Origin of the sequence: Pontibacter liquoris, from assembly GCF_022758235.1 — a bacterium.
GTDB classification, from domain to species: Bacteria; Bacteroidota; Bacteroidia; order Cytophagales; family Hymenobacteraceae; genus Pontibacter; species Pontibacter liquoris.
Genome location: NZ_JALEBG010000001.1, coordinates 951784 through 967786, shown reverse-complemented (window position 1 = coordinate 967786; position 16003 = coordinate 951784). Strand labels below are relative to the sequence as shown.

Annotated in this window: 13 protein-coding genes; 7 read left to right on the top strand and 6 right to left on the bottom strand. The window is 52.3% G+C overall.

The window, feature by feature from the left end; translation table 11 throughout:
- Positions 1-371 precede the first annotated feature (371 nt).
- Positions 372-767, bottom strand: a complete 396-nt coding sequence (locus tag LWL52_RS03920; RefSeq protein ID WP_242917127.1) for a hypothetical protein — start codon at positions 765-767, stop codon at positions 372-374.
- Positions 768-915: 148 nt separating this feature from the next.
- On the opposite strand from LWL52_RS03920, the gene hppD reads away from it, so the two are divergent.
- Together hppD and LWL52_RS03910 are read left to right on the top strand one after the other, a co-directional pair.
- Complete coding sequence (gene hppD, locus LWL52_RS03915) at positions 916-2010, top strand: 4-hydroxyphenylpyruvate dioxygenase (RefSeq protein WP_242917125.1); 1095 nt, start codon at positions 916-918, stop codon at positions 2008-2010.
- A 359-nt stretch (positions 2011-2369) separates the two neighbouring features.
- Positions 2370-4103, top strand: coding sequence for a phospho-sugar mutase (locus LWL52_RS03910; RefSeq protein ID WP_242917123.1), 1734 nt, complete (start codon positions 2370-2372; stop codon positions 4101-4103).
- Positions 4104-4164: 61 nt separating this feature from the next.
- On the opposite strand, the gene LWL52_RS03905 is transcribed toward LWL52_RS03910, so the two are convergent.
- Together LWL52_RS03905 and LWL52_RS03900 are read right to left on the bottom strand one after the other, a co-directional pair.
- Positions 4165-4521, bottom strand: a complete 357-nt coding sequence (locus LWL52_RS03905) for a histidine kinase (protein WP_242917121.1) — start codon at positions 4519-4521, stop codon at positions 4165-4167.
- A gap of 18 nt (positions 4522-4539) precedes the next feature.
- Positions 4540-5817 (bottom strand): PAS domain-containing protein, encoded by a 1278-nt coding sequence (locus LWL52_RS03900; RefSeq protein WP_242917120.1) that lies wholly within the window; start codon positions 5815-5817, stop codon positions 4540-4542.
- Positions 5818-6018: 201 nt separating this feature from the next.
- Between LWL52_RS03900 and LWL52_RS03895 the strand changes: the two genes are divergently transcribed.
- A complete protein-coding gene (locus LWL52_RS03895; protein WP_242917119.1) occupies positions 6019-6606 on the top strand; it encodes a nitroreductase family protein in 588 nt (195 codons plus the stop codon).
- Between the two features lie 893 nt (positions 6607-7499).
- Here the strand turns inward: LWL52_RS03895 and dnaB are convergent.
- Positions 7500-9077 carry a replicative DNA helicase gene (dnaB, locus tag LWL52_RS03890; RefSeq protein WP_242917118.1) on the bottom strand — a complete coding sequence of 526 codons (1578 nt, stop codon included), beginning with the start codon at positions 9075-9077 and terminating at the stop codon, positions 7500-7502.
- 211 nt (positions 9078-9288) lie between these two features.
- Between dnaB and LWL52_RS03885 the strand changes: the two genes are divergently transcribed.
- Both LWL52_RS03885 and LWL52_RS03880 read left to right on the top strand, forming a co-directional pair.
- The gene (locus LWL52_RS03885) at positions 9289-10668 is read left to right on the top strand and encodes a UDP-N-acetylmuramate--L-alanine ligase (RefSeq protein WP_242917117.1); all 1380 of its coding nucleotides are present in this window, start codon (positions 9289-9291) and stop codon (positions 10666-10668) included.
- Positions 10669-10685: 17 nt separating this feature from the next.
- The gene (locus LWL52_RS03880; RefSeq protein ID WP_242917116.1) at positions 10686-11492 is read left to right on the top strand and encodes a 3'-5' exonuclease; all 807 of its coding nucleotides are present in this window, start codon (positions 10686-10688) and stop codon (positions 11490-11492) included.
- Positions 11493-11623: 131 nt separating this feature from the next.
- Here LWL52_RS03880 and LWL52_RS03875 read toward each other — a convergent pair whose 3' ends face one another.
- Positions 11624-12232 (bottom strand): hypothetical protein, encoded by a 609-nt coding sequence (locus LWL52_RS03875; protein ID WP_242917115.1) that lies wholly within the window; start codon positions 12230-12232, stop codon positions 11624-11626.
- Between the two features lie 11 nt (positions 12233-12243).
- Positions 12244-13038 carry a M48 family metallopeptidase gene (locus LWL52_RS03870; RefSeq protein ID WP_242917112.1) on the bottom strand — a complete coding sequence of 265 codons (795 nt, stop codon included), beginning with the start codon at positions 13036-13038 and terminating at the stop codon, positions 12244-12246.
- 359 nt (positions 13039-13397) lie between these two features.
- Here LWL52_RS03870 and LWL52_RS03865 point away from each other — a divergent pair, with 359 nt between their 5' ends.
- Together LWL52_RS03865 and LWL52_RS03860 are read left to right on the top strand one after the other, a co-directional pair.
- Positions 13398-14009: a fumarylacetoacetate hydrolase family protein gene (locus tag LWL52_RS03865; protein WP_242917110.1), complete on the top strand. Its 612-nt coding sequence runs from the start codon at positions 13398-13400 to the stop codon at positions 14007-14009.
- Complete coding sequence (locus LWL52_RS03860; protein WP_242917107.1) at positions 13996-15948, top strand: M23 family metallopeptidase; 1953 nt, start codon at positions 13996-13998, stop codon at positions 15946-15948. The genes LWL52_RS03865 and LWL52_RS03860 overlap by 14 nt, the downstream gene beginning before the upstream one ends.
- Positions 15949-16003 lie beyond the last annotated feature (55 nt).

Genomic DNA, 16003 nt, shown 5'->3' with positions numbered 1-16003 from the left:
TATAGACGTGAGTTGTATACGTGCAATGGCGCCTGGCTGTATACTTTAGGAGCTTTTCAGGTTATGACCGGTTACTGCGTGGAGCAGTTAAGCTATGTGTTTGCGCTCTGAAGTATGGCGCTTATAAGTGCTGCCCAGCATGATAGGCCGGCCTGCTACAAACAAAAAGAGCAAAAAACAACCTGATTATCAACGCATAAGCGTTTTACCGGTGTTGCAAAAGTTCTAAGACACTTCCCCTTCCACCAAAATAAAACGAGGCCTGCTCCTCACGGAACAGGCCTCGTTTTATTGCTTCTAATTTCAGGGCGACGAACTTCAGGACAAGTATACCATACATGTATACCCTGCAGCTGCCCGTAAGTATAAATTTACTCGGCAGTCCAGAGCACGCGCTCCTGGTCAGCCAGGATCAGCAGCATGCGCGGCGGATTAGCAACCAGCACCAAACGCATTTCTACGCCCGGAAACGAATCCGACTCTACCCATACGCCTTCTTTCTCATCGTCGTCGCGCTCGGTACCGTCCAGCGAGCTGGCCAGGTAAGCGGTAGGCAGCAGGATATCGGCATCCGACTTCAGCTTGCCGTGCACATCTTCCAGCACGTCTTCCAGGTACTCGCCGTATTCTTCGTTAAAGTCGTCTTCCAGGTCGTGCAACTCCTCCTCCATGTCGTCATAACGCGCATCGTTGTAATCTAATGCGTTCAACTCCTGCTTCTTTTCCAGTATGGCAACAATGGCGTTATTCAGGTCTTTTGCGTTCATGTGGTGTCTGTTTTTTTACAAAGTTGCCAACATGCCGTAGTAATTGCAAGCATTGGCTTTGATAATTTGTTATCCGGCACCCAAGATTTTATTCTACCACGAAAAGCTGTATTTTTACGTTATTCCTATTATAACCCCGAATCATACTATGGCAACAGATATTCTGCCCCTCAACGGCACCGATCACATCGAGTTTTATGTGGGAAATGCCAAGCAGGCGGCGCACTTTTACCAGACCGCTTTCGGCTTTAAACTGGTGGCCTATGCCGGCCCTGAAACCGGCGTGCGCGACCGCGCTTCTTATGTCGTGCAGCAGGAAAAAATACGCCTGGTGCTGACAACCGCTATTTACCCGGATTCTGACATTGCACAACATGTGCACCTGCACGGCGATGGGGTAAAAGTACTGGCCCTTTGGGTGGATGACGCCGAAGAAGCGTTCCGTGGTACGGTAGCCCGCGGCGCCAAACCAGCTAGCGAGCCACGGACATTAACCGATGCGCATGGCGAAGTGAAATTGGCTTCTATCCATACTTATGGCGACACCATCCATACGTTTGTGGAGCGCAAAAACTATAACGGCGTGTTTATGCCCGGCTACGAGCCACGTTCGTCCGGGGTGGCCGCAGAACCGGTGGGCCTCAAGTATGTAGACCACTGTGTGGGCAACGTGGAGCTGGGCCGCATGAACGAGTGGGTGAAGTTCTATGAAGATGTAATGGGCTTCAAACTGCTCCTCACATTCGATGATAACGATATCAGCACCGAGTATACCGCCCTGATGTCGAAAGTGGTATCGAACGGCAACGGCTACATCAAATTCCCGATAAATGAACCGGCAGCCGGCAAAAAGAAATCGCAGATAGATGAGTACCTGGAGTTTTACCGCGGCGCCGGCGTACAGCACATTGCGGTTGCCACCGATAATATCCTGCACACGGTAAGTGAGCTGCGCCGCCGGGGCGTGGAGTTCCTGCGCGTGCCCGAAACCTATTACCAGGATCTACTGGAGCGCGTCGGCCACATCGACGAAGACATGCAGGATTTGAGAGACCTGAACCTGCTGGTAGACCGCGACGACGAAGGCTACCTGCTGCAGATCTTCACCAAGCCGGTGGAAGACCGCCCGACCGTTTTCTTTGAGATCATCCAGCGCAAAGGAGCCCGCTCGTTTGGCAAAGGTAATTTCAAAGCCCTGTTCGAGGCCATCGAGCGCGAGCAGGCGCTGCGCGGAAACCTTTAAGCCCGGAACAAAGTATAGGCCGTGTAAAAATGGCTTGGATTGCTTTATTTCGAAGTATAATTTCACACCAGCGCTTCCGGATGTGCGTCAGTACAACAAGCGCTGGTGTGATTTTTTGTAGGATAGGAGGTATCGCTTGTTTTCAACCTGCCCTTTCAATAGCAAGAGGTTTTCTTTAAAATTTAGAGATTTAAATTTCTTGTCATTCTGTTAAGAAACTTGGGAGCAAGGAGGTTAAGCCTTTCCTTTTTGCTCAAAAGATCCTTTCAGGATGATATAAAAAAAAGACGTTGGGGTTGAGACGAAGATCAACCTTGTAGCAGATTTAATATTATAATTACAACACCAACAGTAAGACTATGATCGAAACAACTATACGCCAGAAAATTGACGCGTGGCTTACCGGTAACTACGACCAGGCCACCAAAGATGAAATTAACGGCATGCTGGAGCGCAACGAGAACGAAGCGCTGTCGGATGCTTTTTACCGCGACCTGGAGTTCGGCACCGGGGGCCTGCGTGGCATTATGGGGGCGGGCAGCAACCGCATGAACCGTTATACCTTGGGTATGGCTACCCAAGGTCTTTGCAATTACCTCAAGCACAACTTCCCTAACGAGCCGATCAGCGTGGCCATCGCCCACGACAGCCGCAACAACTCCGACGTGTTTGCCCGCATTGCCGCCGATATCTTCTCGGCCAACGGCATTAAAGTATACCTTTTCGAGGCGCTGCGCCCAACCCCCGAGCTTTCGTTTGCCATCCGCCACCTGGGCTGCAAAAGCGGTGTGGTGGTAACCGCCTCGCACAACCCCAAAGAGTACAACGGCTATAAAGTATACTGGAACGATGGCGCGCAGGTAACCGCACCGCACGACAAGAACATCATTGCCGAAGTAAACAAGATCCACTCGGTGGATGAAGTTAAGTTTGAGCCCAACCCCGCTAACATCCAGATGATTGGCAGGGAACTGGACGAGGCTTATATCCAAGAAGTGCTGCGCCTGTCCATTTCGCAGGAAGCTATTAAACGCCAGCACGACCTGAAGATCGTATTCACGCCGCTGCACGGCACCGGCATCACGCTGGTACCTGAAGTGCTGCAACGTTTTGGCTTTACCAACGTGCACGTGGTAGAAGAGCAGGCGGTGCCCAACGGCAACTTCCCGACCGTGGTGTACCCGAACCCGGAGGAAAAGGAAGCCATGACGCTGGCCCTGAACAAAGCCAAAGAAATTGATGCCGACCTGGTACTGGCCACTGACCCGGATTCGGACCGCGTGGGTATTGCAGTGCGCAACCTGAAAGGCGAGTTTGTGCTGCTGAACGGCAACCAAACCGGCGCGCTGCTTATCAATTACCTGCTACAGGCCTGGCAAAAAGCGGGCAAACTGACTGGCAAAGAGTTCGTGGTGAAAACCATCGTAACCACCGATCTGATCAAAAAGATTGCCGATAGCTATAATGTAACCATGTACGAAACCCTGACCGGCTTTAAGTACATTGCCGAGAAGATCCGCGCCCTGGAAGGCAAGGAAGTATACATTGGCGGCGGCGAAGAAAGCTACGGCTACATGATCGGCGATTTTGTGCGCGACAAAGATGCGATCTCGGCCTGCGCCCTGATTGCGGAGATGGCGGCCGTTGCCAAAGACAATGGCCAGAGCCTGTTCGAGATGATGGTGGAGATGTATACCAAGTATGGCTTCTACAAAGAGGAGCTGGTATCGTTCACTAAAAAAGGACAGCGCGGCGCGGAAGAAATTCAGCAGATGATGGCCGATATGCGCAGCAACCCGCCGCAGACCGTTGCCGGCTCCCGGGTAGTGGAGATCAGCGACTATAAGTTCAGCACGCGCAAACTGGTGCTCAGCAGCCAGGAGAACAAACTGGACCTGGAAAGCTCGAACGTGCTGCAATACCTGACCGAAGATGGTAGCAAGATCTCGGCACGCCCGTCGGGCACGGAGCCCAAGATCAAGTTCTATATCAGCGTAAACGAGCCGCTGGCCTCTGCCGCCGACTATGACGCCACCGAGCAGCAATTAAGCCGCAAGGTAGCGCAGATCCTCACCGACCTGAAGCTGAAATAAGCTCGGCACTTCCATCTAAAGCATAAAAAAGCCTGTTTAACGCTTCGTTAAACAGGCTTTTTTATGCCAGCACCTTCAGCCGTGCTTCCAGCTGCTGCAGCAGCGAGAGAAAGTGTGTGGAGCTCTTTTCCACACTTTTAAGCTGTTCGTGCGCCTCCTCTATTTTGCCTCCTTTATACAAACCGAAGAGCTGGTTCACGGTAATGTCCAGCTCCTGGTGCACTTTCAGGAGGGCGTCCATCTCTGGCTCCTGGCTATAGCGCACCCGCCCGATCGTGCTGAACCAGGTATCTACCGGGCCCGAGTGCGAAAAGAATGCCGCATCGTATACTCCGCCATAAAGCACCGACCGTACTTTAGACTTGTACAGGATGTGTTTTATCCGCAGTTGCTGAATGTCAACCTGAGCTATATTCATGCCTGGCGTGTCTCCCTCCTACTCCTGTCTTGTGTCATGATGGGCGCTCTCCAGCTCCTGTAACTTTTGTTTATACTTTACCTGCCGGGTTACATCGTTGGCAAACACCAGAATGCCTGTTATTTTGTCGTCCTCAAAAATGGGCTGGTAGCTAAACGTCAAATAAATATCCTCCAGCAGCCCGGTGTCCTGCCGGTCGATTTTAACCTGTACTTCTTCGGCTACAAAATCCTTTCCGGTGTTATACACCTCATCCAGCAGCTGTATAAAGCCCTGCTCCACCACTTCGGGCAGCGCCTCGGCAACGGGTTTGCCTACCAGTCGCCGGTTCGGGAAAAGCTGCTGATACTTGGCATTTACAAGCTCAAACCGATGCTGGGGCCCTTCCAAAACACAGAAAATGGCCGGCGCCTGCATAATCAGCCGTTCCAGGGTCTTCCGCTCTTTTTCAGCTTTGGTGTAGGCGCTCTGCACCTGGTCAGACAGGTGCGCCATCTGCTCGTTGGCAGTTAGCAGCTCCTGTACCATCTGGCGGGTATGATGGATGTCGGTGACGCTGCCCACCCACATCAGTATCCGGCCGGCATCGTTCGTCATGGGCAGTACGCGGCACAGGCACCAGCGGTAGTTGCCGTCATTCTCTTTCAGGCGATATTCCACCTGCAATTCCGATTCCTGCTGCAGCGCTTCAGTCCATTTTTGTTCTACAAGGGGCAAGTCCTCGGGGTGCACCAGCTGCTTCCAGTCTGAGCCGAGGAGCTCTTTTACGGGCAAGCCTGTGAACCTGGTCCAGCGCTGGTTAAAGTACGTATAGTTACCCTTCGGATCTGTGGTAAAGATCAGCTGGGGCAAGGTTTCAGCCATAAACCGGAATTTCTCCTCGCTTTGCGTCAAGGCTAGCTTGGCCACTTCCCGCTCGGTTACATCGGAGGTGCGCTGGATGATGTAGCTCACATTTCCATCTTCATCCAGCACAGGAGTATGGGCCGCTTCCCAGTAGCGGGTGTCGTAGCCGCCGCCTTCTTCGGCCGGTTTCGGCAGGTCGTACCGAATCACTTCCAGATATTCGGTCTGCTTTGTGCGGCAGGTTTTGTCGAGCACCTGCCGCACCGGGTTGTCTTCGTAAGAGCGGTCTTTGTCCGGAAAAGCCTCCAACAAAAAATGTCGCCCCACGATCTGCTCCCGTGTGCGCATGGTCACGGCCAGGTACCGGTCACTGGCATCCAGAATTTTATACCCAGGCGATAGCACGACGATCGCTTCAGGGATATTGCGGAATAGTTTGTTATAGTCCATGTATGAGATAGCACAACTTCTTTTGAATTCAAGAACACGCTTAAAGGTACGCAAAGCGGGTTTCTGTTACAACCAGGGCTTCCGATGCAGGCACCTGCCTCCGGCGCTTTGCGCCCAATTAGGTGTGTTTAACGAACGACTGCAAAATACATTGCACGTACTAACTTAAGGTAATTATGTAACGTTTATTTTATCCTATTTATGGAAGATCACTATCAGCACATTGCGCACATCATCCGCAACCGCAGAACCACCAAGCCAGCCGCCATGAACGGGCAGCGTGTCCCCGATGAGCAGGTATGGCAGCTACTGGCCTTGGCCGATTGGGCTCCGACGCACGGACACACCGAACCGTGGCGGTTTATCGTTTATGCCGGCCCGAAAGTGAAGGTTTTCTGCGAGGCCCACGCCGATCTTTACCTGCAGGAAACCCTGCCTGATCAGTATCATGAAAGTAAGTATGAGAAGCTGCTGCACATGGGCGATCAGGCCTCGCATGTGCTGGTAGCCTACATGCAACGCGGCAACCTGCCTAAGATCCCGGCCCTGGAGGAGATTGCCGCTACCTCCTGTGCCATCCAGAATTTGCTGCTGGGCGCCACCGCCCTGGGTATCGCCTCCTACTGGGGCTCTGGCGGTATGGCCTATCATCCGGCCATGAAAACCATGTTACAGCTCCGCGAAGAGGATGTGGTGCTGGGCATTTTATACCTTGGCTACTCCGACAAACCACAGTCCGATGGCAAACGCCAGATCCCACTGGACGAGAAAGTGGTGTGGCAAGAGTAACAGCCTGGATGTAATAAGTGCTGCAATGCAGGGTCCAACCACTCTACCCTTCCTTTACTAAGGAGGGGAGCAAGTAGTTATTATGCTTAAAGCATAAGCGGGGTATTAATAGCTTCATCTGCTTTCTACAAAAATCCTTTCAGGATGACTCAAAGAAAGAGGTATGGAGAGTAAGATTATACTTGAACCGAAGTATAAGCAGCTTAGTTTAGGAGGAAGAAGAACATCCCCTACCCCCCTTCAAAGGGGGACTTTGGGCAGATGGGTAGCAACAGAATACATGCGTAGGAAAGGCTTAACCTCCCATCCACCAGGATCCTTTCAGGATGACAACATAGGGAGGGAAGGAGGGAAAGTTCATACTTATACTTCAGCTATACTTTTATAGCAGCTGCCATCGCGCGGACAGGTCGCGACCTGTCCCTACCTAAATGCAATACAGATAAAGTTGAAGCTTATATTTATGCTCAAGTATAAACAGCCGCTATCGAAAGCTTCCCAGTCCTTGGGTTGAACGCCTTGGTGTGTTGCAGTGCTCGTAGGGCAGCCCGCAGCGCCAGCGAGGAGCAGCTTCACGCCACAGCGCGATGCCAAAGGACGAGCCCTTGCGGGCTTGGAGCGCTCCAAAGCTAAAGATGAAACAAGACTAGTATAAAACTGAGGAATACAGCTAGCTAACAAGTATAGCCGGAAGTATAAACCACCACATCAGACTCAAGCTTGCAAGTATAGCCAAAGTATAAAGATGCGGAGGTACAGCCACTAATAAGTATAGCAGCAAGTATAAAACAACAGCAAAACCCATTTCAAAAGAAAAGCCGCTGGCACAAACGGCGCAGCGGCTTCTCATCCCTTTGGCTTGGGATCAGTATAATAAGCTAAGTAACTTTCTCTTAGAACGGCGGTTCTTCATCAAAATTGGATGACGGGAACCCGCCTCCGCTTTTCCCGCCGTCGTTCATGCGGCTGCCCAGCCGGATAGAGCCCGGCGTTTCGGCATCGAACGTGCTGTTAGGCAAGGCATTAAAGCTGCCCATCGCATCGCCGCCGAAGTCGTGGTCGAGGTTGGTAAATTTGGTATACTTGCCAATAAATTTCAACTGCACGTTTTCAAGCGAACCGTTCCGGTGCTTGGCAATGATCACCTCTCCTACGCCCGCGGTCGGGTTACCCATCTCGTCTTCGGTGATGCCGTAATACTCCGGACGATAGAGGAAACACACCATATCGGCGTCCTGCTCAATAGAACCTGATTCACGAAGGTCAGATAGCTGCGGGCGCTTGTCGCCCCCACGCGTTTCTACGGCGCGGCTTAGCTGCGAGAGTGCAATAACCGGCACATTCAATTCTTTGGCCAGCATTTTCATAGCCCGCGAGATCGAGGCGATTTCCTGCTCGCGGTTACCGCCTCCTTTGCCGTCGGCGTTGCCGCTCATCAACTGCAGGTAGTCGATAATGATCATCTGGATGTCGTACTGCGCTTTTAGGCGACGGCACTTGGTACGCAGCTCGCGGATAGAAAGGCCCGGGGTGTCATCGATAAAAATAGGCGCTTCGGTTAGTTTGGCGATCTTATGGTTGAGCTGTGCCCACTCATAATCTTCCAGGCTGCCCTTTTTGATCTTTTCCGAGTCCAGCTCTGCTTCGGACGAAATAAGACGGTTTACCAACTGCAGCGACGACATCTCGAGCGAGAAAATCGCCACGCCTTTGCCAAAATCCACGGCAGCATTGCGCATACATGAGAGCACGAATGCCGTTTTACCCATGGCGGGGCGGGCGGCAAGTATAACCAAATCCGATTTCTGCCAGCCTGACGTAACGCGGTCCAGCGCTACCAGCCCGCTCGGAACCCCCGTTAAACCATCCGACTGCTTGCGCTTTTCTTCCAGTTCTTTAATGGCCTGGTGCATGAGCGAGCGCATGTCGTCGAAGTTCTTGCGGATGTTGGATTCCGATACTTCGTAGAGTTTGGCCTCGGTCTTATCCAGCAGGTCAAAAACGTCGGTAGTATCTTCAAAGGCGCTCGAAAGTACTTCCGAGGAAATAGAGATCAGGTCGCGTTTGATAGAGTTTTCGGTGATGATACGAGCGTGGTACTCGATGTTGGCGGCTGAGTTTACGCGGGTGGTCAGCTGCGTAACGTAATATGCGCCGCCAGCCAGCTCCAGCTCACCCTGCTCGCGCAGCTCGTGCGTCACGGTCAGGATATCGATGGGCTCGGATTTATCGAACAGCGCCAGTATGGCTTTAAAAATACGCTGGTGCGCCTCCTTGTAAAAGCTCTGCGGGCGCAGAATATCAATTACGTTTGTTAAGGCATCTTTCTCCAGCATCAGCGCGCCCAGAACGGCTTCTTCCAGGTCAAGGGCCTGTGGGGGCTTCTTGCCTAACTCCGAAACCAGGGGCGCTTTTTTCTGCCATCCGTTCCGGTTGCCCGTGGGCCGCACATTCATTTTCATCTCCTCCATAAGCACAAAGATATATCCTTATAGATGCCGCGCCTTAAAAATGTTCGTAAAACTTGCGCACCCTCCTGTTAACATTATCCTGCAGGCTTTAAACAGGCTATCCACAGCTGCCAGCAACATATCCACAAAGTATCCACATATTAAGGTTTGCCTATTTTAATTCTCAAAAGGTCTTCTAACTTTGTCTGATTGAGAACATTTTGCCTGGTTTATGGAGAAGAAGGAATTTAAGCGTATCCACCTGATTGCCATTGGTGGAAGCATTATGCACAACCTGGCGCTGGCCCTGCACGACAAAGGACTGCAGGTAACCGGCTCGGACGATGAGATATTTGAACCTGCCAAAAGCAGGCTGGCCACCGCCGGCATCCTGCCCGCGCAGGAAGGCTGGTTCCCGGAAAAACTGGATGCCACACTGGATGCCGTTATACTTGGGATGCACGCCCGCCCGGATAACCCCGAGCTGCAGCGCGCCCAGGAACTTGGCCTGCCCATCTACTCTTTCCCGGAATTTATATACGAGCAGAGCCGCGACAAGCAGCGCATTGTAATTGGAGGCAGCCACGGCAAAACGTCCATCACTTCCATCATCATGCACGTGCTCCGGCACCTGGGCCGCAAGTTCGATTATGCCGTAGGCGCCCAGCTCGAAGGATTTGACCGGATGGTAAAGCTCACAGACGATGCGCCGATCATCATCATAGAAGGCGACGAGTACCTCTCCGACCCGGTGAAGCGCATACCCAAGTTCCACCTCTATCACCACCATATCGGGGTGATCAGCGGCATCAGCTGGGACCACATCAACGTGTTTCCGGACCCAAAGAACTACCGGGAGCAATTCCGCATTTTTGCCGAGATGACGCCCAAAGCCGGCACACTCATCTATAACAAGGACGATGAACAGGTGCTGCTGGCCGCCGTGCCGCGTAACCCGGCCGATATTGCCTACATAGGTTATGGCGTGCACGACTCCACGATCAAAAACGGCAAAACCATCCTGCATACCAAAAAAGACGGCGATATCGAGATCCCGCTTTTCGGCGAGCATAACCTGCGCAACATCAGCGCGGCTAAAGAAGTGTGCAAGAAGATTGGGGTGAAAGCGCATGACTTTTACGAGGCCCTGAAAACCTTTAAAGGCGCTGCCAAACGCCTGGAACGGATCGGGGAAAGTGCTGATTCGGTGGTGTTCCGCGATTTTGCTCACGCGCCTTCCAAAGTAAAAGCAACCACCCAGGCCGTGAAAGCCCAGTACCCGCAGCGCGAGCTGGTGGCCGTACTGGAGCTCCATACCTTCAGCAGCCTGAACCGCAACTTCCTGCCCCAGTATGCCGGCGCGCTCGATAAAGCCGATGAGCCGATCGTGTACTTCAGCCCGAAAACCATCGAACACAAGCGCATGGAAATGCTCACGGAGGCCGAGCTGAAAGAAGCGTTCCAAAACCCGCGCCTGCAGGTATACTCCGACTCCGAAGCGCTGCAGCAGCACCTGACCAGCCGCAACTGGCAAAATGCCAACCTGCTGCTCATGAGCTCAGGCACTTACAATAACATCAACCTGGAGGCGCTCACCAAGGCGGTTCTTTAACTTTTTATACTTTCGCTATGAAGCTGAACTTAAAGCGCCCCATCGTATTTTTTGACCTCGAAACCACCGGCACCGACATCTGCAAAGACCGCATTGTGGAAGTAAGCGTGCTGAAGGTGACACCCGACGGAGAAGAGATCCTAAAGACCCGTCGCATTAACCCGACCATCCCAATTCCTTTGGAGTCGAGTTTGATCCACAAGATCTATGATGAGGATATAAAAGATGCGCCTACCTTTAAGCAGGTGGCTCGCGATCTGGAGCAGTTCCTGAAAGGCTGCGACTTGGGTGGCTACAATTTGCTGCGCTTTGATATTCCGCTTTTGGCCGAGGAGTTTTTGCGCTGCGATATTGACTTCGATATCGAAAACCGTAACATCGTTGATGCCTGCAAGATCTTCCACATGATGGAGCAGCGCACGCTTTCGGCAGCGTACAAATTTTACTGCGACCGCAAGCTCGAGAACGCGCACAGCGCCGAAGCCGACACCGTGGCGACCTACCATATTTTGATGGGCCAGCTGGACCGCTACCAGCAAACGGCAGTAGAGCTGCCCGAAGGCATCGAAACTTTCCCGATTCAGAACGACATGGAAGTGCTGCATAAGTTTACCGTACAGAAAACCGCCGACCTGTCGGGCCGCATTGTGTACAACAACGCGGGGCAGGAAGTCTTTAACTTTGGCAAGTATAAAAACGTGCCTGTAGAGGATGTGCTGGCCAAAGAGCCCAGCTATTATGACTGGATGATGAAAGGCGATTTTCCGCTGTATACCAAAAAAGTGCTCACGCGCATACGCCTCCGCAAGGTGCAATTGTCCTAACCAAAGTATAGGCAGGCAACAAGTATAGCTTCTTCGATCAGTTACACTTCTGCTTTCTTCAACCATCCAAAACAAGAAAGCCGCCAGGTATACACCCGGCGGCTTTCTTGTTTATAAGGATACTTTGGCTTTTAACGTTTTCCCTGTTTGGAGTTGCTTAGCTGCACGTCTTTCAATAAAGAATTCTGCTGGCTGAACTTGTGCACGCAATTGTTGCCCGGCGCCCGCGAGGAGCATTCACAACCCGTGATCTTATTGCCTGAGTAAGTAAAGTAGCAGAACTCGCAGCCAGGGGCAGCCTGGCAGGTATGCTTGCCACCTTTGCTACTCAGGTACAGGCTGTTATCGGAGGTCATGTCCAGCTCCAGCGCCATGGATTTAAACGCGCCGCTGCGGATGCCCAGCCCAACCAGGTAATAAACAGCGCTGTCTTCTTTTGTTTCCTGCACCTTCCGGATCATCACCTTGTCCACCACTGTGCCATCCCCAAACTCGCGGATAAAAGGCTGATACAGCTCCTGCTTCGGCACTATATAATTCACACTATCCAATATCACCTGCGCCAGCAGCTTGCCATCATACCGTTCAGCCGGCGTCTCGTCGGGGTCTGATTCGCTCTCCTCCGGAAAAGCTTCGCGGCGGGTACAGGCGCTTGCCAGCAGCAGCACCATCAGCATGAAATAGAGAAAGCGGTCCGGCGTTAGCGGGCTACGGCGGGTAGCAGGCGTGGTTAGGTGCATGTCGGTTCAGGTTATTTGCCTTTATAATACTTTAATGCCTCGGGCATAAAGTTACGCAGATCGTTTACGCGGGTAGCTGAGCTGGGGTGCGTAGAGAGGAACTCGGGGGGCGTTTGTCCGCCGCTTTCCTGCATGCGCTCCCAGAACGGTATAGCCGCCTGCGGGTCGTAACCGGCCATGGCCATAAACACGAGTCCCAGCTTATCGGCTTCCGATTCCTGGGTGCGGCTATACTTGAGCAGGCCCAACTGGGAGCCTACCCCATAGGCAGCCAGCGCCAGGTTAGCCGCCGCACCCGGCTGCGTGCCGGCCAGCGCCGAAAGGGTCTGGCCACCGAACTGCTGGGCCAGCATCTGGCTCATGCGCTCGTTGCCATGTTTGGCAATGGCGTGGGCAATCTCGTGGCCCATCACCACGGCAAGTCCGGTTTCGTTCTTCGCTACGGGTAACAGCCCGGTATACACCACCGTTTTACCGCCAGCCATGGCAAAGGCGTTCACCTGGTCGTCCTGCACCAGGTTAAACTCCCAGGCATAGCCCGCCAGCTGGTCCGACATGTTGTTGTTAGCCATATATTGCTCCACAGCTTTCTCGATACGCTGCCCCACGCGTTTTACCATAGCGGTCGCCTGGGCATCACGCGAGAGTTTATTTTCGCTCAGAAACTGGTTGTAAGCGGCATAGCTTTGCTGCTGCATTTCGGCATCCGAAACCAGGTTGAGCTGTCGGCGTCCGGTAATAGGTACAGTCGTACACCCTACCAGCATCACAACAGCAACAGAAAAGGATATTAGTTTTTTATACATAACGTTTAAGGTTTAGTGGCTTCAGAAAAAGTAAATTCAAATTTTGAACCAATTTTCTGAAAACTCAACAATAACGGCATATTAAATTAGTAAAACACTATACTTTCGTGGCTTACGTTCTATTTAATTCCCGGCAGCTGCCGCCAGGCATAGTACCATCAGAATGCTTCGTATACGTTAAAAACCGGATAAATTGTTGTAAGCGGCCAGGCGGGCAATAAAAGCGGCCGTTGCGGGTTAAACCTTATAGAAGGCAACAAGTATAGGATGAAAAAATCAGACAAACCGGCTCTCTGTTAGTTGTGCCGCAAGCTAAGAAATCCTATTTTTGAATATCTGTAAAAATACCACACCCTTACATGAAGATACTCGCTATCGGCCGTAACTATGCCGAACATATTGCCGAACTCCAGAATGAAGTTCCCGACGAACCTGTTATTTTCCTGAAGCCGGACACGGCCATCCTGCGCCACAACGAGCCATTTTATTATCCTGACTATACTAAGGACATACACCACGAGGTAGAGCTGATCTTGCGCATCAGCCGCGAAGGCAAAGAGATCGACCCCAAGTTTGCCCACAAATACTACGATGCCATTGGCCTGGGCATCGACTTTACGGCCCGCGATTTGCAGGCTAAAGCAAAAGCGAAGGGCTTGCCCTGGGCGCTGGCAAAAGGCTTTAACGGCTCTGCCCCGGTATCCGAATTCCTGCCGCTTAACCAGTTCCCCGACCTGCAGAACATCAATTTCCGGCTGGACGTGAACGGGGTGACCAAGCAAAAAGGCAACTCGCAGATGATGCTCAACAACTTTGACGCGATCATTGCTTACATCTCCCGGTTCGTCACCCTGAAAACGGGCGATATTCTATTTACCGGCACCCCGGAAGGCGTAGGCCCCGTGCAGGTAGGAGACAGATTAGAAGGGTATGTGGAAGACAAAAAACTACTTGATTTTGAAATTAAATAAGCGCCTCGCGTTCGTTATACTTAGTACGTTTACCGCCCTGGGCCTGCAGGCACAAAGCCCTACGCCGGTTGTTAAAACAGGAAACATTACCAAAGTCGGAAAAACAGCCCCGATCCCGGTGGAAGCGGGCTATTTCCTGTTCCCGATCAAACCGGGCGTCCGCAATTACCTCTCGGGCACCATGGGCGAGATCCGCTCCAACCACTTCCATGGCGGGCTGGACATTAAAACAGACCAGCGCATCGGTTTGCAGGTTTTTGCCGCGGCCGACGGGTATATCTCGCGGGTAAAAAGCTCTACCTACGGGTATGGCAACATCATTTATATCACGCACCCCAATGGGCTGGTGACTACCTATGGGCACCTTTCGGCTTTTGGCGAGCCACTGGCTACTTACATGCGGCAGAAGCAGTATGAAAAGCAGCAGTTTGAGCTGGAGCTGTTCCTGGAACCTGGCCAGTTTCCGGTAAAGCGGGGCGATGTGATCGCGCTCTCGGGCAACACGGGCGGCTCGGGCGGCCCGCACCTGCACTTTGAAGTACGCGACAAAGAAGACCGCCTCTACAACCCGCTGCTCTATAAATTCTCCGAGATACTGGACAGTATGGCTCCGGACATTTTCAGCCTGGCCATCCAGCCGCTCAACATTCACAGCCGCGTAAACAACGAATTCGGGCGGGCAGAGTTTAAGCCTGTCAAAACCGGCAGTACCTATACTTTAACCGACACGGTGTATGCCCACGGCCTACTGGGCCTGGAGTTGCAGACCACCGACCGGCTGGATGGCACCGTTAACAAAAACGGCACGCAGCAGGTAACGCTCTTTGTAAACGGCAAACCGCTTTACGAGCATTACATCGACCACGTGCCTTTTGAGCTGTCGCGACAGGTATCGCAGCACATCGACTACAATGTATACAAACGCCAGGGCCGCACCTTTCAGAAAGCGTATGTAGATACCGGCAACGACCTGCCGCTTTACCGTACGGCCAATCAGCGCCAGGGCCGCATCAGCATCAGCCCCGATTCGGTGTACCAGGTCAAGCTTGTTACCCAGGATTCTTACAACAACACCTCCACCCTGAACTTTGTGGTGAAAGGCAAAGCACCGGCTTTTTATAAAACGCTGGCCAAAGCGGTAAAAAAGCCAACCCTGAACTATGAGATCATCGGCAACGTACTGAAAGTAAGCGCCACGGATACCAGTGCTACCCCCCGAAATGTGGAACTGTTCATGAAAGGCAAAGGGCTGCAACTGGTGCCCAGCTACATGGACAACTCGGCTTCCGTAGCCCTGTACGACCTGCGTGGCGGCCTTCCTGACTCCCTGGGTTTTTGTGGCGAAACAGAAAAACTAGATTTCCAGCGCATGGTGCCGCCGGGGCAGGAAGTAAAGTTTTCGAACCGCTACCTGGACCTTATTTTTAACGAGCAGACGCTTTATGACACGCTCTACCTGCAAACCCGCAAAGAAGGCGATGTATATACGATCGGCGATTTTTATACACCCCTGCTCAAAGGCCTGGCCGTTACCATTACGCCCGACAGGCAGTTTGCCGACAAATCGAAGGCGGCGGTATATTACCTGGGTACTGGCCGTGGCCGCGGGTTTATGGGCGGTACCTGGAACGGGAACACCATTACTTTTACTACTCGCAACATGGGCAAGTTTAAAGTGCTGGAAGATACCAATGCGCCCAAGATGAAGCTGCTGAGCAAGAGTAAAGACATGATCCGCTTTAAGATCTGGGACGACCTGTCGGGTATCAACTCCTTTAATGCCTACGTGAACGGCAAATGGATCCTGATGAAGTATGAGCACAAAGATGCGACGATCTGGTCTGAGAAGCTGGATAAAAACATACCTTTGTCCGGCGAATTTGTGCTGAAGGTAAAAGACAATGCCGGCAACGAAGCCACCTATACGACAACGATTTAATTTGTATCGAATCACGACACACGTAGCACGAATCACGATGAGAGAGTCTTGCTAC

Excerpts from the sequence above, each read along its gene's own strand:
- dnaB (WP_242917118.1), bottom strand. The coding sequence starts at position 9,077 with ATGGAGGAGATGAAAATGAATGTGCGGCCCACGGGCAACCGGAACGGA.
- hppD (WP_242917125.1), top strand. The coding sequence starts at position 916 with ATGGCAACAGATATTCTGCCCCTCAACGGCACCGATCACATCGAGTTT.
- LWL52_RS03910 (WP_242917123.1), top strand. The coding sequence starts at position 2,370 with ATGATCGAAACAACTATACGCCAGAAAATTGACGCGTGGCTTACCGGT.
- LWL52_RS03920 (WP_242917127.1), bottom strand. The coding sequence starts at position 767 with ATGAACGCAAAAGACCTGAATAACGCCATTGTTGCCATACTGGAAAAG.
- LWL52_RS03870 (WP_242917112.1), bottom strand. The coding sequence starts at position 13,038 with ATGTATAAAAAACTAATATCCTTTTCTGTTGCTGTTGTGATGCTGGTA.
- LWL52_RS03865 (WP_242917110.1), top strand. The coding sequence starts at position 13,398 with ATGAAGATACTCGCTATCGGCCGTAACTATGCCGAACATATTGCCGAA.
- LWL52_RS03885 (WP_242917117.1), top strand. The coding sequence starts at position 9,289 with ATGGAGAAGAAGGAATTTAAGCGTATCCACCTGATTGCCATTGGTGGA.
- LWL52_RS03905 (WP_242917121.1), bottom strand. The coding sequence starts at position 4,521 with ATGAATATAGCTCAGGTTGACATTCAGCAACTGCGGATAAAACACATC.
- LWL52_RS03900 (WP_242917120.1), bottom strand. The coding sequence starts at position 5,817 with ATGGACTATAACAAACTATTCCGCAATATCCCTGAAGCGATCGTCGTG.
- LWL52_RS03875 (WP_242917115.1), bottom strand. The coding sequence starts at position 12,232 with ATGCACCTAACCACGCCTGCTACCCGCCGTAGCCCGCTAACGCCGGAC.
- LWL52_RS03895 (WP_242917119.1), top strand. The coding sequence starts at position 6,019 with ATGGAAGATCACTATCAGCACATTGCGCACATCATCCGCAACCGCAGA.
- LWL52_RS03880 (WP_242917116.1), top strand. The coding sequence starts at position 10,686 with ATGAAGCTGAACTTAAAGCGCCCCATCGTATTTTTTGACCTCGAAACC.